The sequence below is a fragment of the Paractinoplanes ovalisporus genome (assembly GCF_016834655.1).
Lineage (GTDB): Bacteria > Actinomycetota > Actinomycetes > Mycobacteriales > Micromonosporaceae > Actinoplanes > Actinoplanes ovalisporus.
This window is the reverse complement of the sequence record NZ_JAENHP010000013.1, coordinates 57,248-76,139: the sequence shown is the minus strand read 5'-3', so window position 1 is coordinate 76,139 and position 18,892 is coordinate 57,248. Positions and strand designations below refer to the sequence as shown.

Genomic DNA, 18,892 nt, shown 5'->3' with positions numbered 1-18,892 from the left:
AGTCAACGAATGGAGTTCCCCATGGACAAGCCCGACGTAGGCCCGATCGAGGGCGCGCCTCCGGCCGACCTCGTGATCGAGGACATCACCGTCGGCGAGGGGCCCGAGGCGCAGCCCGGTCAGTACGTCAACGTTCACTACGTGGGCGTGGCACACTCGACGGGCCGCGAGTTCGACGCCTCGTACAACCGTGGCGAGCCCTTCGCCTTCCCGCTCGGCGGCGGCCAGGTCATCGCCGGCTGGGACCAGGGCGTGGCCGGCATGAAGGTCGGCGGTCGCCGCAAGCTGACCATCCCGCCCCACCTGGGCTACGGTGCCCGCGGCGCCGGCGGCGTGATCAAGCCGAACGAGACCCTCGTCTTCGTGGTGGACCTCCTCGGCGTGCAGTGACACTCCCGGTGCGGCGTCACGCTTTTTCCGGGCGTGGCGCCGCACTTTTTCTGGCGTGACTCTGCACCGCCCGTCAGCCTTCTTTGAGCGTGGCTCTACCATTGCGCGGTGGCCGGACCAACGCTGAGTCGCCGCCGCCTCGGAGCGGAGCTGAAACGCTGCCGCGAATCGGCCGGCCTGACCCAGGAACAGGTGTCCCAGGCCTTCGAGTGGCACACCGCCAAGGTCACCCGCATCGAGACGGCCCGGGTCACCGTGACGGCCAGAGACGTTCAAGACCTGCTTTCCCTGTACGGCGTCCACGACCGTGAATACCGCGAGGAACTGCTCAAACTGGCCCGTGCCTCCCGCGAGCGCGCGTGGTGGGCCGACTACCGAGACCTGGTCCAGCCCGACTCGTTCGTCAGCCTGGAGTCGGAGGCGTCGGCGATCCTGTCCTGGGAGCCCACCCTGTTCCCCGGCCTGCTGCAGACCGAGCCGTACATGCGGGCCGTCCTCAGCACAGTCCCCGGCTTGACCGACCCGGAACGCCTGGACCGGGCAGTCTCCCTGCGCCTCGCTCGCCAACGCCGGCTCGGCGACTCGCCTCCGATCGAGGTGATGGCCCTGCTGGACGAGTCGGTGATCCACCGCCGCATCGGTGGGCCGCAGGTCCGCAACGACCAGCTGCGCCACGTGTTGGAGGCGTCCGAGCTCCCGCACGTGACGGTCCAGATCCTCCCGTACGGCGCCGGCGCCTACTCGTTGCTGGGCAGCTCCACCGCCGTGCTGTCGTTCCACCAGGCCCCCGAGCTCGACGTGGTCTTCGTGGAGGGCATGCGCCCCACGAACCAGCTGCTCAAACAGCCCCACGAGGTCGACCGCTACCGGACCCTGCTCCTCGGCGTGGCCGAGAACGCCCTGGACCCCCAGGCCACCCGAAAGCTGATCGAGTCCGAACTGACCCCTGACCCGTAGCCGGGTGGGATCCGCTCTGCTCGCTCGTGGAACGTCGGGAGCGGAACCGTCGGGAGCGGACCCGGAGGATCAGTTCCTTGGGGGAGCGGCCCCCGGCGAAGCACCACAGGGCGATGACCGGGTCGCAGATGGCGCAGCCGAACGAGGAGTCGTGCAAAGACGGGATCAGTGGGGTGCCGCGCCGGTGGTGGAGGATGTCCCAGGCCGTGTGGAGGAGCCAGCCGATGCCGATGAAGGTCCAGGAGCGCAGGCCGGCCCAGGCCACCGCGACCATCACGGCGGCGAAGGCCAGCTCCCACAAGCCGAAGCCTCCGCCGCTGATGTAGATGCCGCCCGCGCCGGCTATCAGCAGAGCGTTCAGTCTCTGCCTCTGCGGTTCGGGGACGAAGCTGACGACGCCGATGAAGATCAGGGCGATCACGACCGGCATGACGTATCGAAGCACCACTCACCACCCAGGAGACGCAGGCGTGGACGGGGAGGGAATGCCTGCGCGCTGAAGCGTATGAGCGGCCCGGGTGGCGAAGAAGGGCCTCGGTTGCCAGAAGTCGACGGGATCCGGCCAGGTGAGGAGGTCAGCCGTTGGGGCGGGTCTCGATGGCCTGCAGCGACCAGCTGTTGCCGTCGGGGTCGCGGAAGTAGACGAAGTTGCCCCAGGGCTGCTTGTCGACCTCGCTGGCCTCGATGCCGGCCTTGACGAGCGATTCGCGGGCGGCCTCGGCGTCGGCCACCACGCACTGGATCTCCTGCGTGCCGGGCGTCTTCTCGGTGATGCCCTCACCGAGCACAATCGAGCAGGCCGAGCCGGGCGGCGTCAGCTGCACGAAGCGCAGACCCTCCTGCACACGATGGTCGTGATCGGCGTGGAAGCCCACCTTCTCGTAGAACGCCTTGGCGCGGTCGACGTCGGTCACCGGGACGGGAATGAGCTCGATCTTCATATCCATGAGAACCACCGTAGGACGCATTCAGGTCACTTCCTGACCTGAATTCCGGACGCGGTCAGTACTCCGCACCGAGGGCACTGATCAGCCGGTCGGGGGTGAGCCCCAGGTCGTACAGGACCTTGGTGTCCCTCGGATTTTCCAGGTCGAGCCGGTCCGGCAGCTTGTCACGGACGGACTCGGCGAAGTCGGGCCCATAGGCGCGGCGGATCACGTTGAGCGCGTGGGTCCTGGTGACGACAGCCATGGTGAACTCCTCTCCACCCTGATGACCGTGGAGCCCCGCTTTCTGTGACAGCGTGGCGGGACCGACCGGCCGCAAAGGTCCACGCTGCTCGGACACCCGGCCGGACGCAAGGGGTGCGGCGGGTCGCGCCGCATGCCGCACCCGGCCGAGGTCACCGTGGTGGCGTGCACGCGGACGAGAACGTCGTCGCCGCGCGGTCTCCACCGGGTGCAGCATTTCCGGCGGCCTTATGCGTCGAACCTCACCGCTCGCATGTGGCCGATCGTGCGGCCCATGCGCTGGGACGCGGCTGAGGTGGGTCAGCGCCGGTAGTCGCGTGGGGCGGTCTGGGCCGGGCGGCAGCCCTGACGGGCCGGAACGGATTCGGTCCGCTCCGGCCCGCGATCGATCCCGTCGTCCCCCGCGACGTCGCCGCGGCCGGAATCGAACGGCTCTCCGAGAGGAGTCATCGGTTCCCCTTGAACTCCGCGCAACCCTTCTCGTCGGGCAGCAGCGGGCGGAAGTTGATGAGATATTTCTGTCCGTCGGCGGTCCACGGCGTCATCTGGTTGGCTTTCTTCGCCGCGGAGGTCACCTTATCGAGATCCGCGCCGGACACCACCACACAGCCGATTTTGACGGCCGGGTTCAGGTAGTCACCGGGCAGCGCCGGGCCGGGCCAGGCCATCTCGGCCTGCGCGGGCTCGCCGCCGGACTGCTGGGTCCAGGGGCGGGCGAGAACGGCGAGAGATTCCGGCACGTACGGCGTGGAGGCCGTCGCGCCGTCACCGGCGGCGAGCTCCTGGAGCTTCTTGACGTACGCGGCCAGCGTCGCGCGGGCGCTCTCTTGCGCGTCGGTGAGCATCGGGTCGTTGGCCTGCGCCTCGTTGAGCGCGACGACCGCCACCGACTGGGTCGTGCCCTGGTCGTTCCTCACGGTCACGCGGGTCGTCGGCGCGTCGGCGACGTTGGGCTGGCCGAAGTCGGTGCCCGGTTTGACCCCCGCGTCGGAGGCTTCCTTGAGCAGCTGTTGCACCTGATCGGGGCTGAGCGTCAGCACCTGCAGGTTGGGCATCGCGGGCCCCGGATAGATCGCCGGGACCGGGCCCTCGGTGATCACGCGGCCGTCGGCGTAGACGCTGATCGACGGCAGGGTGCCCACGGTGCGATCGGGCGGGACGAACCCACCGTACGACTCCACGCGCGCCACGAGTTCGTCACCGCTCTGGGGATAAGCGGAGGCGCTCCGAGGCGAGCCGGAGCCCGGCGCCCCGGCGTCGGTGCCGGGCTGCGCGCAGGCAGCAAGCAGGAACAGGGGAACGGCGGCGGCCATCAGGGTGCCGCGGAGACGAGTCATGTCCGTTCAGACGATCCGCATCCGCCCGCGGTTCCGGCTCTGTCACGAATTGGCCGGAAGATTTTCCCGCCCCGCCTGATTTCGCCGGTGCCGGGGTGCCGGGCCGAGTGCTGGGTGCGGGGCGGGTGCGGGTGCCGGGCCGGGTGTCGGGTGCGGGGCCGGTGCGGGTGCCGGGTGCGGGGCCGGTGATCATCGCTGGCCCTGTGGAGCAGCCGCCCATACCCCCGCCCACCCGGGGAGTCGAGGTCGACGCTACGCCTTGTCAAGCCGGAGGCGCGGAGTTGTCCACAGCTGGGCGTGGTCGGGAACCGCGATTATCCCCAGGGCCGCGTTTGCATTGCAGTTGTATTGGAAAGACGCTACCTTTGGCAATGCAGTCGTATTGCTAACGGGGAGGGCTCATGGGCGTCGTTGATCTGCGGGAAGTCTCGGCGGCGCAGGTTGGGCTGGTCGGCGGCAAGGCGGCGGGGCTGGGGGAACTCCTGCGCGCGGGGGAACGGGTGCCGGCGGGGTTTCTGTGTGACTGTGACCACCGAGGCTTCTGAGTTTTCGCGGGACGAGATTCTGAACGCGTACGCGGGGATGGGCGGGGGAGTGGTGGCGGTGCGTTCCAGTGCGACCGTCGAGGACGCTCCCGGTGCCAGCTATGCGGGGATGTTCGACACCGTGCTCGACGTGTGCGGCGCCGACGAGTTGATCGCGGCGATCGAGCGGTGCCAGGCTTCGGTCAGTAACGCGCGCGCGGCGGTCTATCGGGGTGGGACGGGGCGCGTGGCGGACGTCGGCCGGGGCGAAGGTGAACTTCCAAGCGGTGCGCGGACGCCGGGGATGGCTGTCGTCGTTCAGAGGATGGTTGCGGCAGAGACGGCGGGGGTGCTGTTCACGGCCAACCCAGTGACCGGCAACCGCGCCGAGATGCTGGTCGAATCGGCGGCGGGTGGCGGGTCGGTGGTGGTCGACGGTGCTGCTGGTGTCGAGCGGCGGCTGGTGGGGGCCGATGAGCCGCTGCGGGAGGTCGGTGAACGGCTCCAGAGGCTGTTCGGCGTGCCTCAGGACGTGGAATGGGCGCTCGACAAGAACGGCGACCTGTGGATTCTGCAGTCGCGGCCGATCACCACGCTCTTTCCGGCGCCGCCTTCGCCGACGGGCGGGCCGCGGGTCTATCTCGAGTTCGGGCACGTGCAGGGCATGCTCCAGCCGGTCACGCCGATGGGCACGGACACCCTCAAGGACCTGGTCCGGGCCATGCTCGCGCCCCTCGGGCTCCGGGTCGAGATCACCGACATCGGGGGGCGGCTCTACGGCGACCTCACCGATCTGGTGCGTGACCCGGTGGCCCGGAAGCGGCTGGTCCCGCTCATGGCGGTCGACTTCGGGCCGCGGGCCCAGGCCGTGATGCGCCACGTGCTGGACGACCCGCGGTTCGCGCCCCGGAAGAAGCGCGCGAAGAAAACCAGGGAGAAGTCCGGCAAGGCGCGCGGGGAGGGGTCGGGCAAGGCGCGCGGGGAGGGGTCGGGCAAGGCGCGCGGGGAGGAGTCGGGCAAGGGGCGTGCGGAGAAGTCGGGGGAGGAGTCGGGCAAGGCGCGAGCGACGAGGTCAGGGGAGGAATCCGACAGGAAGCCTGGGACGAGCGGTCGGCCGCCGATCGGGCGCGCGATCCGGGGAGTGCTTGGCGCCCTCGTTGCGCCGGACCGCGCCCGGAGCCGCCTCGAGCAGGAGATCGAACGCACCCGGAGAGCGTCCGAGGACGACGGCCGCGACCTCGCCACGGACGAGCGTCTGCAACTGGTCCGAGACCACGATCAGACGGGAGGAGCCGACGCGATCATCTGGCCGATCGTGGCCGGCATGCTGGCCAGTGCGCTTCCGCCGAAGCTGCTGGGCGACGTCGCGCGGCCGGAGGAGATCCACGCGGTGCTGGGCGGCATGCCGCACAACGTGACGATCGAGATGGATCTCGCGCTGTGGCGGCTCGCCCGGGGTGCGACCGGCGCCGACGACGTGGATCTGAGCGGTTTCCTGACGGCGTACGGGCATCGCGCGGCCGCCGAAGTGGACCTCGGTGTGCCACGGTGGTCGGAAGACCCGGCTCCCGTACGGGCGGCCCTGGCCAACCTGATCCGCGTGACCGACCCGGAGCAGGCGCCCGACGTGCGCTTCGCCCGGGCCGCCGAGCGGGCCGAGGCCACGCTGCGGGAACTCGGCGCTCGGGCGAGACGGCGCCGGCCCGTACGGGGAACGCTTGCCGTTTTTCTTCTCGGTCGTGCGCGGCGGCTGGCCGGGTTGCGGGAGGCGGGCAAGTTCGCGGGCCTCTACCGGCTGGCCGAGATGCGGCGTCACCTGCTGGCGGTGGGTGCCGACCTGGTGGCGGCGGGCGTGCTCGACCAGCCCGGCGACATCATGTTCCTCACCCTGGAGGAAGCGACAGCAGCCACCGAAGCAGCGACAACGAGGCCCGAAGCAGCGACAACGAGGCCCGAAGCAGCGACAACGAGGCCCGAAGCAGCGACAACGAGGCCCGAAGCAGCGACAACGAGGCCCGAAGCAGCGACAACGAGACCCGAAGCAGCGACAACAGCCACCCAAGCAGCGGCGACGGCCACCGCCGTACGAGAAATGGTTGCCGAACGCCGGGCCTGGCACGAGCGGGAATCCCGCCGCCGGAACGTGCCGGTCGCCCTGCTCTCCGACGGCACCGACATCGAGGCCGTCCTCCCCGCGCCCGCCCACGAAGGCGCCCTCAAGGGTGTCGGCGCGTCGGCGGGCAGGGCGACCGGTCCCGTACGCGTCGTGACCGACCCCGCCACCGCCCACATCGAACCGGGCGAGGTGCTGGTCACGTCGACGACCGACCCGGGCTGGACGCCTCTGTTCCTCACCGCGGCCGCGCTCGTCACGGAGACCGGCGCGGTGATGGCACACGGACCCACGGTCGCCCGCGAGTACGGCATCCCGGCTGTCATCTGCGTGCCGGGGGCCACCCGTCACCTGCGTACGGGCCAGATCGTCACCGTCGATGCCGCCGCCGGCACCGTCACCGTTCAGGAGGAGTCATGAGGGAGTTGCTGCGGCGCGAGGGCGAGACCTGGCGCAACCTGGCCCTGTGGGCGACCCGGCGCCCGGTGGATCTCCACGGCGGTGAGGCGTACGGCTATCTGGGCGTGATCAAGCCGATCCTGGGCGTCTTCCTCGGGCTGTCGATCGTGGAGATCCCGGTGCTCGACCTGATCGTCAAACACGTGGTCCCGTGGGGCCCGGCCCGCATCATCATGCTGGTCATCAGCGTGTGGGGCCTGTTGTGGATGCTCGGCTTCCTCGGCGGCCTGATCCGTCACCCGCACCTGGTGCTCGCCGGCGGCCTGCGCGTGCGGATGAGCTCGGGCGTCGACCTGACCGTGCCGTGGGCCGACGTCGAGTCGATCGGCAAGCGCTATCGTTCGATGCCGTCGAGCCGCGCCGTGCAGCTCGAGGACGGGGCGTTGCACATCGTGGTCGGCAGCCAGACAAGCATCGACGTACGCCTGAGCCGCCCTCTCGACTGGAAGGGCGAAACCGTTTCCGAGGTACGGCTTTACGCCGACGACTCCGACGGCCTGGTCCGCGCGGCCCGCCGCCATCTCGACGCCGTCAAGGTCTGAGCCCATGCCGAAGATCGTCGACCACGACGCCCGCCGCCGCCTGATCGCCGACGCCCTCATGCGGGTGGCCGCCGAGCAGGGCCTGGAAGCCGTGAGCCTGCGCCACGTGGCGGCGGCGGCCGGCGTCTCGGCCGGGATGGTGCAGCACTACTTCCACACCAAGGACGAGATGATGGCGTTCGCGCTGTCGGCCGTGATGGACCGCAGCGAGGCCCGCATCCGCGCCGCGGTGGAAGCGTTGGGCGCCGACCCGCCACCTCGCCTGCTGCTGCGCACTCTGATCGCCGCGCTGCTGCCGCTCGAGGGCACCGCCATGGCCGACGGGCGGGTGGCGCTGGCGTTCCTGGCCTACGCCGCCGTACGCCCCGAGGCCGGCCAGAGTCTGCGTCCCGGCACTTCACAGATGGTGGACTTCGTGGCCGGCCTGCTGCCCGAACCGCACGGCGCCGAGTCGGCGACCGCGTTGCTGGCGCTGATGGAGGGCCTGGGCGTCTATCTGCTGGGCGGCCAGCTCACCCCCGACCAGGCCCTGGCCACGCTGGACGCGCAATTGGACCTGCTTTTCGGCCCCCCCGGTGCCACACTCACGCGATGACCACAACAACCGGCACCGTACGGGATTGGAACGCCGACGAGGGCTGGGGAGTGCTCGACTCCGAAGCGACCCCTGGCGGTTGCTGGGCCCACTTCGGCGCCATCCTGGCCGACGGCTACCGCGCGCTCGCCGCCGGTCAAGCGGTCTCGTTCGAGTTCGAGACCGCCGACCAGGACGGTTACGCCTTCCGAGCCGTCGCCGTCTGGACCGGATCCGAGCGCCCGCCCGGCCCGGCCCCGCAACCGCTGTCGACGGCCTACACCAGCACCTTGCACCTGGAGTTCGACTAGCGCCTGTTTCGTGGCTGAGGTCCAGCGCATCGTCGATGACCTCCGCCCGGCGCGCTCGACACCATGACGCGGCCGGAGGCCATCCACCGGCACGCCGCGGCTGCCTCGCCAAAGATCCCGTAGTGCTGAACGCGTCGAACCTGCCCATTTGCCGGCTGCCGCGGAGAACGGCGCTTACCGGCGCCCGCGGGTCGGCCTGACTGGATGGTCATCCGTGGCGCGGGCTCGCGGTCATCACTCACCTGCCGGCTCGGGCCCTTCCGCAGGGGCCGAGTCGGCCGGGTCCGCGGCGGTGCGGGGCCGAGGTGCCGGTACGGGCGGACGCCGGTCCTCGCTGATCCGCGCCCACCAGCGCCGGAGCCGCCCGCTGACCGGTCTCAGCTCCACGACCCCTAACGTGGCCAGCGCGACGCCGCCCCCGACAACCGCGGCGCCGGCCAGCACACCTCCGTCTTGTATCCACGCCACCCCGAGCACGACCGCCGCGACACCAGCCCCGACGATTGCGGCGGCTCCCAGCATGCCCCCGCCCCGCGTTACTGCCACCCCGTACACAGTCATCGCCACGCCCAACCCGAAGAGCGCGACCCCGCCCAGAACGCCTCCGTTCCGCAGCACCGCGACCCCGCCTACGGCCGCCGCGACACCAAGGCCGAAGAGCGCGGCCCCACGCGGTGGAACCCGGTTCCGCAGCAACGCCGCCCCGTACACGGCCACCGCGACTCCGATTCCGAGGACTGCGGTACCTGCCAGCGTGTCCCCGTCGTGCAGCAGCACCACGCCGACCACGGCCGCCGCGACGCCGCCTCCAGCGATTGCGGCCCCACCCAGGGCGATCACGTTCTGCGTCAATGCCCACCCGCAAACGCACACCGCGACTCCCATTCCGAGCAATCCGGTCCCGGCCAGCAGACCCCCGTTACGCAGCGCCTCCACCCCGAGTGCGGCCAGCGCGACGCCGCCCCCGACGGCCGCCGCCCCGCTGAGGAGGAGGCCCGCGGTCTCCAGGGTGGTGGTGAGCAGGATCGTGACCGTGAGCAAGGCGGCCGCGATCGCGGTGAGCGTGATCGTCCAACCAGGTATGGCCAGGGTCAGCAGGACCGCGGCGGCGGCCACGATCCACAATCCGGCCCGGACAGCCCTCTGCAGCGCGGAGCCGGGGTAGCGGCGCAGCCAGGCGGCCAGGCCGGCGGTTGCGGCCAGCCCGGTGACGGCGGCCAGCGCGCGCCCGGCGCGCCCGTCGTCGCTGAAAATGTTCACCACGATGCCGACGGCCATGTTGTTGAGCAGGAACCCGGCGAGCAAGCCATGCCATCCCAGTCGGGGTCCGCCCCGGCCGGCGCCCGGTGGCGTCACCGCCTGGTCGGCGTCCATGATGTCGAGCATGGACCGGCGGGTACACGCCGGGGAAGCCGCGGACGAGAAGAGCCAGCGACGCGGTGCCGACGGCTGCAGCCGAGCCGCGCCATTTGCGCGGCGCAGCGCCCCTTATCGGGTGACAGTGGCCGGTCGAGGTGAGCCGCGTTCCGAGACGACAACGCGATCAGGTCAACCTCGGGCGCGGGTGAAGCGGGTTCGGTAGGTCGACGCGCTCAGGCCGTAGTGGGACTTGAAGCGCCGCGCGAAGTAGTTCTGGTCGGGCCAGCCCACCGACTCGCCGATGCGGTTGATCGGCTGGTCGGTGTGCAACAGGCGGGCCGCCGCCAGTTCGACGCGGAAGCGGGACAGGTAGGCCATCGGGGGCAGACCGGTCGCCGCCTTGAACAGGCGGACCAGGTAGCCGGGGGCCAGGTGCAGTTCGGCCGCCAGCTCGGTCAGCGTCCACTGGTATGCGGGACGGTCCTCCATCATGCGCATGGCGTCCAGCACCGCCGCGTGGGTGCCGGCCGAACCGCCCGACAGCGAGTCGGTTCCGGCCACGACCCGGGCCAAGGCGCTGAGGAACAGGGTCAGGCGGCCGACCAGGTCGCCGCGGTATTCCGTGGGGGGCAGGGCCCGCAGTTTCTGCAAGCCGTCGAGGTGTTCCAGGCAGCCGGTGAGGGCTTCGTCCCGCAGGTGGGTGTAGAGGATGCCGCGCCGCTGGCCGGAGTATGGGCCGGTCCACAGCAGGTGGCCCAGTTGCGGGTCCTGCCGGGTCCAGGCCAGCTCGCGCCGCAGCAGCTCGGTCGAGAAGCAGCAGTTGTAGAGGTCGAGCCGTTCACAATTCTCGTAGCCGTGCCACACGCCCGGCCGCAGCAGCACGGCGTCGCCGATCGTCAGCTCCTGGCGGCCGGCCAGGCTGTGGTGCACGCCCGTCCCCGAGATCACCACGGCGATCTCCACGAAGCTGTGCGTGTGCACCGGATGCAGGCCCTGATGCAGGTAGTGGCCCGCGTACGCCACCGACCCGTCGATGAAGTGCAGCAACGTCCGGGTGTTCTCGACCGGGGGGTCGTCGGTCATGCCTCACCGTAGGCCCTGTCGCGGAATCCGCCCAAGGGTGGGACGCGGCCGGGACCGGGGTGAATTTTGTGCTAGCTCCGGTTCATCACGGGCTATGTCGTGGGCCACACCGAAACGCAGGATCGGGGGCACGGCGAAACGTTCCCGCCACGAAGCCGAAACAAATTGACCGCGCCCTATCGCCCGCCGGTTCTTGAATCGTTTCACGGACAAAAACGATAAAAGCAACAGGAGTGACATGCCGGATATCCACGCCCCCCTGGGCCTTCGGTTCGACCACCATCACGGCACCATGATCGGCCTCGGCACGCCCACTCCCCGCCTCTCCTGGCAGCTCGCGGACGCCCCCGAGGGCTGGACGCAGAGCCGCTACCAGATCGAGATCACCCATGGCGGCGCGACCGAGGTCTTCGAGGTCGAGTCGGACGAGCAGGTGCTCGTGCCCTGGCCCGGCGCCCCGCTGACGTCCCGGGAGGCCGCCACCGTACGCGTCCGGGTCGCCGCCGACCTTCCGGACAGCGACCACGCCACGACCGTTCAGGGCGGCGAGGGCGGCGAGCGGGGCGAGGGGCCGGCCACGTGGAGCGAGTGGAGCGAACCGGCAACGGCCGAGGCCGGTCTTCTCCACCCCGAGGACTGGACCGCCCGCTTCGTCAGCCCCCGCGAGCTCGGCGCCTTCGGGAGCCCGTCCCCGATCCTCACCGGCACGATCGAGCTTCCGGCCGGCATCACGAAAGCCCGCCTGTACGCCACCGCACACGGCCTCTACGCGGCGAGCGTCAACGGCCGGCGGGTCGGCGACGAACAGCTCGCGCCCGGCTGGACCGCCTACCAGCACCGGCTGCGCTACCAGACCCACGACGTCACCGACCTGCTCGCCGAGGGCGTCAACCGGATCGAGGTGCAGCTCGGCAACGGCTGGTTCCGCGGCTACCTCGGCTTCCGCAACCAGCACAGCCTCTATGGCGACCGGCTCGCGCTGCTGGCCCAGCTCGAGGTCGAGACCGCCGACGGGCAGGTGCACACGCTGGCCACCGACGGCACGTGGACCGCCCGCGAAGGCACGATCGTCGACGACGACCTCTACAACGGCCAGCACACCGACCTGCGCCGCGCGCCCGGGCCGGAGTCGCCGGTCGACGTGCTCGACGCCGACCTGAGCCTGCTCGTGGCCCCCGACGGCCCGCCCGTACGGATCACCGAAGTCCTGCCCGCCCGCAGCGTGTTCACCTCGCCGTCGGGCCGGACGCTGGTCGACTTCGGCCAGAACCTCGTCGGCTGGGTCCGCCTGACCGTCCGCGGCGGAAATGCCGGGGACGCCGTACAGATCAGGCACGCCGAGGTCCTGGAGGACGGCGAGCTCGGTGTCCGCCCGCTACGTACCGCGAAGGCCACCGACGAGTGGATCCTGGCCGGAGCCGACGACACCGTGCTGGAACCGAGCCTGACGTTCCACGGCTTCCGCTACGCCGAGGTCACCGGCATCGACGACCTGCGAGCGGACGACATCGAGGCCGTCGTCGTCGGCTCCGACCTCCGCCGTACGGGATGGTTCGAAAGCTCGGACCCGCGGCTCGACCGCTTGCACTCCAACGTCGTCTGGGGCATGCGTGGCAACTTCGTCGACGTCCCCACCGACTGCCCGCAACGCGACGAGCGCCTCGGCTGGACCGGCGACATCCAGGTCTTCTCGCCCACCGCGTCGTTCCTGTTCGACTCGGCCGGCTTCCTCACCAACTGGCTCGCCGACCTCGCCGCCGAACAGCAGAAGGACGGTTCGGTCCCGTACGTGGTCCCGGACGTTCTGCGGCAGCCCGGGCCCGCCACCGCGGCGTGGGGCGACGCGGCCACCATCGTGCCCTGGGTGATCTATCAGCGCACCGGCGACCTCGGCCTCCTGCACCGGCAGCTGCCCAGCATGCGGGCCTGGGTCGACCGGATGTCGGCGCTGGCCGGCCCGGCCCGGCTGTGGGCCGGCGGATTCCAGTTCGGCGACTGGCTCGACCCGACCGCCCCGCCCGAGGACCCGTTCCGGGCCAAGGCCGACCCCGACGTCATCGCCACCGCCCACCTGGCCCGCTCGGCCGAGGTCGTGGCCCGGGCCGCGCTCGCGGTCGGCGACGGCGACGTGGCCCGCGAGTACGGCGAACTGGCCGAACGGGTGCGGGAGGCGTTCGCCCGGGAGTACGTGACCGACGGCGGCCGGGTGCTCAGCGACGCCGCCACGACCTATGCGCTGGCCCTGCAGTGGGCACTGCTGCCCACGCCGGAGCAGCGCCGGCACGCGGGGGAGCGGCTGGCCGACCTGGTCCGCACGGCCGGGTTCCGGATCAGCACCGGGTTCGTCGGCACGCCCCTGATGACCGACGCGCTGACCGACGCCGGGCACCCCGATCTGGCGTACCGGCTGCTGCTGCAGACCGGCGTGCCGAGCTGGCTCTACCCGGTGACCATGGACGCCACCACGGTCTGGGAGCGGTGGGACAGCATGCTTCCGGACGGCTCGATCAACCCGGGCGAGATGACGTCGTTCAACCACTACGCGCTCGGGGCGGTGGCCGATTGGCTGCACCGACGCGTCGCGGGCCTCGCCCCGGCCGGGCCCGGCTACCGCCGGATCGAGGTGCGGCCACTGCCCACCGGCGAGCTCACGCATGCGGCGGCACGGCACCTCACGCCGTACGGGGAAGCCTCTGTCGCCTGGAAACGCGCAGATGGTGAGCTGCGGCTCGACGTGGTGGTGCCGGTCGGCGCGACCGCCACCGTGCACCTGCCCGCGGGCGGGGAGCCGATCACCGTGGGTCACGGCCGGCACGGATGGGTGGTCGACGACCCGTACGGGGAAACGAGCGCACTGCCCGCCGAGCCGAGCGTCCGGCAGCTGATGGACCACCGCCCCAGCTGGGACAAGGTTGTCGCCGCGGCGACCGAGGCGGGTGTCGCGACCGGCGAGGCCGACCTGGCCGCCCGGCTCGAACGCTATCTCGACGCGCCCGCCACCGAACTCGCCGGCGCCGCCACCGCACACGGCTTCATCCCCGGCGGCGACGTGCTCGCGGCCCGCCTGCAGACCCTCCTCTCCTCCGAACACCGATAAGGGAGTCACTTCATGAAGCGACGTCAGATAGGCCTCGCCGTGCTCTCCGCCGCCGCCCTGGCTCTGAGCGCGTGCAGCGCCGGCAGCCTGGGCAGCAGCGACGAGGACAGTGGCGGCGGCAAGGTCACGCTCTCGTTCCTGACCGACAACCAGCCCGAAACGGTCAAGATCGCGGAGGGGCTGGCCAAGGACTTCACCGCCAAGAACCCCGACATCACGATCAACGTCGAGACCCGTCCGCAGGGCACCGAGGGCGACAACGTCGTCAAGACCCGGTTGTCCACCGGCGACATGACCGACATCTTCATGTACAACTCGGGCTCGCTCATGCAGGCCCTCGCGCCGCAGAAGAACCTGACCGCGGTCGACGAGTTCGCCGACAAGCTGGACGACAACTTCAAGAAGTCGGTCGGCTCGGACGGCAAGATCTACGGCGTGCCGTTCGGCAACTACATGGCCGGGGCGATCCTCTACAACAAAGAGGTCTACGACAAGAACGGCCTGAAGGTCCCGACCACGTGGGACGAGTTCATGTCGAACAACGCCAAGCTCAAGGCGGCCGGTGTCGACCCGGTCATCCAGACGTACGGAGAGACCTGGACCTCGCAGCTGTTCATCCTGGGCGACTACTACAACGTCGAGGCCTCCACGCCCGGGTGGGCCGACCAGTACACGAAGAACCAGGCCAAGTACGCGACGACGCCCGCCGCCAAGGCCGGCTTCGACCACCTGCAGGAAGTGCACGACCAGGGCTACGTGAACAAGGACTTCGCGTCGGCCAAACTCACCGACGGCCTCAACAAGCTGGCCAAGGGTGAGGGCGCGCAGTACCCGATCCTGTCGGCGATGCTCAGCCAGCTGATCGCCGACAACCCCGGCACCGAGAACAAGATCGGCCTGTTCGCCATCCCCGGCACCGACGCCGCCAAGAACGGCCTGACCGTGTGGGCGCCGAACGGCCTCTACATCCCGAGCAGCACCACCGGTGACAAGCTGGCGGCGGCCAAGAAGTTCCTCGGGTTCGTGGCCAGCCCCGAGGGCTGTGAATCGCTCGGCAAGGCGTCGCAGCCGACCGGCCCGTACGCGGTCTCGGGTTGCAAGCTGCCCGACTCGGTGCCGCAGGCGGTCAAGGACATGCAGACCTACATCGACAAGCCCGGCGCGTCCGGTCTGGCCCTGGAGTTCCTCTCCCCGGTCAAGGGCCCGGCCCTCGAGCAGATCTGCGTCGAGGTCGGCTCCGGCATCCGCAAGTCCGACGCGGCCGCCAAGCTCTACGACGAGGACGTGAAGAAGCAGGCCCAGCAGCTGGGACTCGAAGGTTGGTAACCGTGGAGGCCCGGCCGCGCACCAGCGTGGCCGGGCCGGTCTCCTCCGGTCGTAAGAAGAGCCCGTACTCCAGCTGGTTCTACCTGCCGGCCGCCATCGTGTACGCGGTGCTGTTCCTCGTGCCGACGGTGACGTCGTTCTACTTCAGCCTGACCCGCTGGAGCATCTTCGACTCGCAGTTCATCGGGTTCGACAACTACGTCACGTTCTTCCGGGAGCCGGCGCTGGTCTCCGGCCTGTGGCACACCGTGGTCTACGCGGTGATCACCTCGGGGCTCAAGGTCGTGCTCGGCCTGGGCCTGGCGGTGCTGCTGACCTCGCAGATCATCGGCCGCGGCTACCTGCGCTCGGTGGTGTTCTTCCCGGTGCTGGTGAGCACGATCGGCGTCGGCCTGACCTTCACGATCCTGATGGACCCGGAGGACGGGCTGATCAACGAATCGCTGTCGTTGCTCGGCATCCAGGGGCCGGGCTGGCTCACCGACCCCAGCTACGCGCTGCTGTCGGTGGCGCTGGTCGACGTGTGGAAGGGCGTCGGCCTGGCCACGCTCATCTACATCGCCGGCATCGTGTCGATCCCGCAGGAGTACTTCGAGGCGGCCCGCGTCGACGGCGCCACCGCCTGGCAGAACTTCCGCAGCATCGTGCTGCCGCTGGCCCGGCCGGCCACGTTCACGGTCATCCTGCTCTCGCTGATCGGCGGGCTGCGCTCGTTCGACCTGATCTGGGCGATGACCCGGGGCGGTCCCGGCTTCACCTCCGACGTGATCGCGTCGGTGATCTACAAGCAGTACCAGGCGGGCTTCTACGGCCTGTCGACGGCGGGCAACGTGGTGCTGTTCCTGCTGGTGACGGCGATCATCTTCCCGCTGTCGCGATACCTGAACTCGCGGGAGGTCGACCTGTGAAGTCTCGCAATCCCGCGCTCAGCATCGTGGCCATCCTGCTGTCCATCGTGGTCTTCCTGGTGCCGTTCGCGTTTATCCTGCTGACCGCGGCCAAGAACCGGCAGGAGGCGTCGCGGCTCGATTTCACCTGGCCCACCCAGTTCCAGTTCGTGCAGAACTTCGTGGACGTGGTGCAGGCCCGCGACTACATGCTGATCATCGCCTTCATCAACAGCACGATCCTGACGGTGGCCTCGGTGACCATCATGGTGGTGCTGGCCGCGATGGTGGCGTTCGTGCTGCAGCGGCGGCGCACCCGGTGGACCGGTCTGGTCAACTTCCTGGTGCTGTCCGGCCTGATCATCCCGCCCGCGGTCGTGCCCACGATCTGGGTGCTGCAGAAGCTCGGGCTCTTCCGGACGATGCCCGGCCTGATCCTGGTCGAGGTCGCGTTCGGCCTGTCGTTCTGCATCCTGCTGTTCCGGGCGTTCATCGCGACCATCCCGCGCGAGCTCGACGAGGCCGCCATCATCGACGGCGCCGGCCCGCTGCGCCTGTTCTTCCGGGTCGTCCTGCCGCTGCTCAAGTCGGTCATCATCACGTGCGTGGTGGTCCAGTCGGTGACGGTCTTCAACGACTTCGTCAACCCGCTGTACTTCCTGCCCGGTGACCAGAACGCCACCGTGCAGCTGACCCTCTACAACTTCTCCAGCTCGTACTCGACCCAGTACAACCTGCTCTTCATGGACATCCTGCTGATCACGATCCCGCCGCTGATCATGTTCTTGTTCTTCAACAAGCGCATCGTCGCCGGCATGACCGCGGGCGCCATCAAGGGCTGACCCACCCGGTTCCGGGGCCGCGCTGTTGCCTCAGCGCGGCCCCTCCGCGCTCACGGCAGCCGGCGGCAGAACAGGGCGTCCGGCGTACGGGAGGAGAAGGCTCTTCCGGTGTAGGCGATGCCGGCCGCGTACTCGTCGGGGGCGCACTGGCCCTTGTAGCGGCCGTTGGCGAAATCGCCGCCCGGGTTGCCGGACGGGCGGTTGTCGCTGCGGTCGAACCAGACCGTACGGCCGGTGCCGGCGCCCGCCGAGGGGGAGGTGGCGCAGAGGGCGCTCGACATGGCGGCCCCGCGGACGGCGTACCCGACGAGCAGCGAACCGGCCGGGCACTGCAGTTTCGTGTAGCCCGACGCCCAGTCCTGCGTGACGTGCTGCTCGTTGCGGACGACCTGGTACGAGGTCCACGACGAGCCGCCCACGCACAGGGCGCGGTTGCCGGTGTGGGCCAGGCCGGCCAGGCGCTGACCGTCGGGGCAGGCGGCCTTGCGGGCGCCCGAGTCCCAGTCGGGTTCGGCCCGCATCCGGAGCGAGGCGATGAAGTCGGCGTTGTCGGGGCTCAGCATCGACCACGGGGTCACCGGCTCGACCGGGCCCGTGTGACCCGAGGCGACCAGCCGGTTCCAGATCGGCGTCCGCCAGTCGTCGAAGCCGCTCAGATTGCCCGCCCTGTCCCAGAAGAGCAGGCCCCAGCCGTTGCTCCCGCGTTGCTCGGTGAAGCCCACGGCCGGCCAGTAGGCGAAGTCGGCGTCGGTCTGGATCAGGAAGTCGGTGAGGTTCGTGAACCAGGTGCGCTGCGACGAGCCGGCGGGCGAGTTGCCGTCCACGCCGAACTCGCTGATCCAGACCGGCGCGGTGAAATGCTGGCCGGCCTCGGTCGCCACGTACAGCGCGTCGCGCTGCAGCACCTGGAACAGCTCTTCGCGGCTGAAGTCGCGGTAGCGGGGATCGGTCGTCTCGCCGGTGCCGGTCGCGCCGCTGTGGTTGGGGCCGGTGTAGTCGTAGAAGTGGGCCGCGTAGACGAGCTTGCCGCTGGCCACGAGCGTGTGCGACAGGGTGCGTACGGGCTTGAGCGTCGGGCGCTCGTGGGCGAACCCGTCGACCGGGATCCCGGTCCAGTTGATGCCCTCGACGATGATCAGCAGGTTCGGGTTGGCCTCGCGCAGGATCCGGTCGCCCAGGCGCCGCGACGCCGCGAACCAGTCGTGGTCGTTGCCCCAGCCCCAGTTCGGGTCGTCCAGCACCGTACGGCGTACCTCGTTGTAGAGGTCGGCGCCGACCACACGCGGGTTGTCGCGGTAGCGCCGCACCATGAACAGCCAGGTGTCCTCCCACTGCTGGGCGCTCTGCGACGTGTTCCACCGCTCGTTGCCGTCGACCCCGCAGCACCAGCGCGTCGTGTTCGTGTGGTTGTTGAGGATCACCGCGAGACCCGCGCTCGTCAGGGCCGCGACCACCGCGTCGTACACCGCAAGCGGGGTTTTGCCCTTGAGCTGCGGGTTGGCCGCGACGTAGCGGTCACCGACCGGGGCCGCGTCGCTCGCCATCGCGCTCGAGAACGGCAGGCGCACGCTGTTGATGCCGATCGCCCGGAAGTTCTCGACGATGGTGGCGATCGGCGCCCGGTCGAGGCCCATCGGCACCCGCCCCGAGTTCTCCCCGGCGTGGTGGTTGGCGTCGGCCTCGGTGTCGCCGGAGCCGTTGTACGTTCCGCTCGCGCCGTGCCAGTTGGCCGAGCGCAGCTTGAACCGGTTGCCGTCGGCGTCGACGATCCAGCGCCCGCGCGTGCTCAGCGGGGCCGTCCACGCAGGTTCGGCGGCGGAGGAGGACGCGGCGGAGGGGACGAACACCGAACCGGCGACGAGCGCCAGAACCAGCAGAACGCGCATGGATATCTATATATA

Annotated in this window: 18 protein-coding genes; 10 read left to right on the top strand and 8 right to left on the bottom strand. The window is 70.1% G+C overall.

The window, feature by feature from the left end:
* The first annotated feature begins 21 nt into the window (after positions 1-21).
* Entirely contained in the window at positions 22-390 is a 369-nt protein-coding gene (locus JIG36_RS31625; protein ID WP_203380232.1) for an FKBP-type peptidyl-prolyl cis-trans isomerase, read from the top strand.
* 108 nt (positions 391-498) lie between these two features.
* Positions 499-1,347 carry a helix-turn-helix domain-containing protein gene (locus JIG36_RS31620; RefSeq protein ID WP_203380065.1) on the top strand — a complete coding sequence of 283 codons (849 nt, stop codon included), beginning with the start codon at positions 499-501 and terminating at the stop codon, positions 1,345-1,347.
* Here the strand turns inward: JIG36_RS31620 and JIG36_RS52440 are convergent.
* The 5 genes from JIG36_RS52440 to JIG36_RS31600 all read right to left on the bottom strand — a co-directional run bounded on the left by JIG36_RS52440 (position 1,229) and on the right by JIG36_RS31600 (position 3,874).
* Positions 1,229-1,777 (bottom strand): DUF6010 family protein, encoded by a 549-nt coding sequence (locus JIG36_RS52440; RefSeq protein WP_236048597.1) that lies wholly within the window; start codon positions 1,775-1,777, stop codon positions 1,229-1,231. The genes JIG36_RS31620 and JIG36_RS52440 overlap by 119 nt on opposite strands.
* A gap of 145 nt (positions 1,778-1,922) precedes the next feature.
* Complete coding sequence (locus JIG36_RS31615) at positions 1,923-2,294, bottom strand: VOC family protein (protein WP_203380064.1); 372 nt, start codon at positions 2,292-2,294, stop codon at positions 1,923-1,925.
* A 55-nt stretch (positions 2,295-2,349) separates the two neighbouring features.
* Positions 2,350-2,538: a hypothetical protein gene (locus tag JIG36_RS31610; protein WP_203380063.1), complete on the bottom strand. Its 189-nt coding sequence runs from the start codon at positions 2,536-2,538 to the stop codon at positions 2,350-2,352.
* 299 nt (positions 2,539-2,837) lie between these two features.
* Positions 2,838-2,987 carry a hypothetical protein gene (locus JIG36_RS31605; RefSeq protein ID WP_203380062.1) on the bottom strand — a complete coding sequence of 50 codons (150 nt, stop codon included), beginning with the start codon at positions 2,985-2,987 and terminating at the stop codon, positions 2,838-2,840.
* The gene (locus JIG36_RS31600; protein ID WP_203380061.1) at positions 2,984-3,874 is read right to left on the bottom strand and encodes a hypothetical protein; all 891 of its coding nucleotides are present in this window, start codon (positions 3,872-3,874) and stop codon (positions 2,984-2,986) included. The genes JIG36_RS31605 and JIG36_RS31600 overlap by 4 nt, the downstream gene beginning before the upstream one ends.
* A 519-nt stretch (positions 3,875-4,393) precedes the next feature.
* Here JIG36_RS31600 and JIG36_RS31595 point away from each other — a divergent pair.
* From JIG36_RS31595 to JIG36_RS31580, 4 genes are read left to right on the top strand one after another with little or no spacing between them, the layout of a single operon-like run.
* On the top strand, positions 4,394-6,931 hold the full coding sequence (locus tag JIG36_RS31595; RefSeq protein WP_203380060.1) for a PEP/pyruvate-binding domain-containing protein: 2,538 nt from the start codon (positions 4,394-4,396) through the stop codon (positions 6,929-6,931).
* The gene (locus JIG36_RS31590; protein WP_203380059.1) at positions 6,928-7,512 is read left to right on the top strand and encodes a hypothetical protein; all 585 of its coding nucleotides are present in this window, start codon (positions 6,928-6,930) and stop codon (positions 7,510-7,512) included. Before JIG36_RS31595 ends, JIG36_RS31590 begins: the two co-directional genes overlap by 4 nt.
* Before the next feature lie 4 nt (positions 7,513-7,516).
* Positions 7,517-8,107, top strand: coding sequence for a TetR/AcrR family transcriptional regulator (locus tag JIG36_RS31585; RefSeq protein WP_203380058.1), 591 nt, complete (start codon positions 7,517-7,519; stop codon positions 8,105-8,107).
* Positions 8,104-8,397, top strand: coding sequence for a cold-shock protein (locus tag JIG36_RS31580; RefSeq protein ID WP_203380057.1), 294 nt, complete (start codon positions 8,104-8,106; stop codon positions 8,395-8,397). Before JIG36_RS31585 ends, JIG36_RS31580 begins: the two co-directional genes overlap by 4 nt.
* A gap of 234 nt (positions 8,398-8,631) precedes the next feature.
* Here the strand turns inward: JIG36_RS31580 and JIG36_RS31575 are convergent, their stop codons facing one another.
* Positions 8,632-9,783: a hypothetical protein gene (locus JIG36_RS31575; RefSeq protein ID WP_203380056.1), complete on the bottom strand. Its 1,152-nt coding sequence runs from the start codon at positions 9,781-9,783 to the stop codon at positions 8,632-8,634.
* Between the two features lie 162 nt (positions 9,784-9,945).
* On the bottom strand, positions 9,946-10,839 hold the full coding sequence (locus tag JIG36_RS31570; RefSeq protein ID WP_203380055.1) for a helix-turn-helix transcriptional regulator: 894 nt from the start codon (positions 10,837-10,839) through the stop codon (positions 9,946-9,948).
* Positions 10,840-11,077: 238 nt separating this feature from the next.
* Between JIG36_RS31570 and JIG36_RS31565 the strand changes: the two genes are divergently transcribed.
* The 4 genes from JIG36_RS31565 to JIG36_RS31550 are packed head-to-tail and all read left to right on the top strand — an operon-like array spanning position 11,078 to position 16,991.
* Positions 11,078-13,936: a glycoside hydrolase family 78 protein gene (locus JIG36_RS31565; protein ID WP_203380054.1), complete on the top strand. Its 2,859-nt coding sequence runs from the start codon at positions 11,078-11,080 to the stop codon at positions 13,934-13,936.
* 12 nt (positions 13,937-13,948) lie between these two features.
* On the top strand, positions 13,949-15,262 hold the full coding sequence (locus JIG36_RS31560) for an ABC transporter substrate-binding protein (protein ID WP_203380053.1): 1,314 nt from the start codon (positions 13,949-13,951) through the stop codon (positions 15,260-15,262).
* Positions 15,263-15,264: 2 nt separating this feature from the next.
* The gene (locus tag JIG36_RS31555; RefSeq protein WP_307872987.1) at positions 15,265-16,170 is read left to right on the top strand and encodes a carbohydrate ABC transporter permease; all 906 of its coding nucleotides are present in this window, start codon (positions 15,265-15,267) and stop codon (positions 16,168-16,170) included.
* On the top strand, positions 16,167-16,991 hold the full coding sequence (locus JIG36_RS31550; RefSeq protein ID WP_203380051.1) for a carbohydrate ABC transporter permease: 825 nt from the start codon (positions 16,167-16,169) through the stop codon (positions 16,989-16,991). Before JIG36_RS31555 ends, JIG36_RS31550 begins: the two co-directional genes overlap by 4 nt.
* 50 nt (positions 16,992-17,041) lie before the next feature.
* Here the strand turns inward: JIG36_RS31550 and JIG36_RS31545 are convergent, their stop codons facing one another.
* Positions 17,042-18,877, bottom strand: a complete 1,836-nt coding sequence (locus tag JIG36_RS31545; protein WP_203380050.1) for a glycoside hydrolase family 5 protein — start codon at positions 18,875-18,877, stop codon at positions 17,042-17,044.
* Positions 18,878-18,892: the final 15 nt, after the last annotated feature.

Bases quoted from the DNA above. Each gene is read 5' to 3' on its own strand.
- JIG36_RS31545 (WP_203380050.1), bottom strand. From the start codon at position 18,877: ATGCGCGTTCTGCTGGTTCTGGCGCTCGTCGCCGGTTCGGTGTTCGTC.
- JIG36_RS31580 (WP_203380057.1), top strand. From the start codon at position 8,104: ATGACCACAACAACCGGCACCGTACGGGATTGGAACGCCGACGAGGGC.
- JIG36_RS31615 (WP_203380064.1), bottom strand. From the start codon at position 2,294: ATGGATATGAAGATCGAGCTCATTCCCGTCCCGGTGACCGACGTCGAC.
- JIG36_RS31605 (WP_203380062.1), bottom strand. From the start codon at position 2,987: ATGACTCCTCTCGGAGAGCCGTTCGATTCCGGCCGCGGCGACGTCGCG.
- JIG36_RS52440 (WP_236048597.1), bottom strand. From the start codon at position 1,777: ATGCCGGTCGTGATCGCCCTGATCTTCATCGGCGTCGTCAGCTTCGTC.
- JIG36_RS31625 (WP_203380232.1), top strand. From the start codon at position 22: ATGGACAAGCCCGACGTAGGCCCGATCGAGGGCGCGCCTCCGGCCGAC.
- JIG36_RS31600 (WP_203380061.1), bottom strand. From the start codon at position 3,874: ATGACTCGTCTCCGCGGCACCCTGATGGCCGCCGCCGTTCCCCTGTTC.
- JIG36_RS31565 (WP_203380054.1), top strand. From the start codon at position 11,078: ATGCCGGATATCCACGCCCCCCTGGGCCTTCGGTTCGACCACCATCAC.
- JIG36_RS31610 (WP_203380063.1), bottom strand. From the start codon at position 2,538: ATGGCTGTCGTCACCAGGACCCACGCGCTCAACGTGATCCGCCGCGCC.
- JIG36_RS31575 (WP_203380056.1), bottom strand. From the start codon at position 9,783: ATGCTCGACATCATGGACGCCGACCAGGCGGTGACGCCACCGGGCGCC.
- JIG36_RS31570 (WP_203380055.1), bottom strand. From the start codon at position 10,839: ATGACCGACGACCCCCCGGTCGAGAACACCCGGACGTTGCTGCACTTC.
- JIG36_RS31590 (WP_203380059.1), top strand. From the start codon at position 6,928: ATGAGGGAGTTGCTGCGGCGCGAGGGCGAGACCTGGCGCAACCTGGCC.
- JIG36_RS31585 (WP_203380058.1), top strand. From the start codon at position 7,517: ATGCCGAAGATCGTCGACCACGACGCCCGCCGCCGCCTGATCGCCGAC.
- JIG36_RS31560 (WP_203380053.1), top strand. From the start codon at position 13,949: ATGAAGCGACGTCAGATAGGCCTCGCCGTGCTCTCCGCCGCCGCCCTG.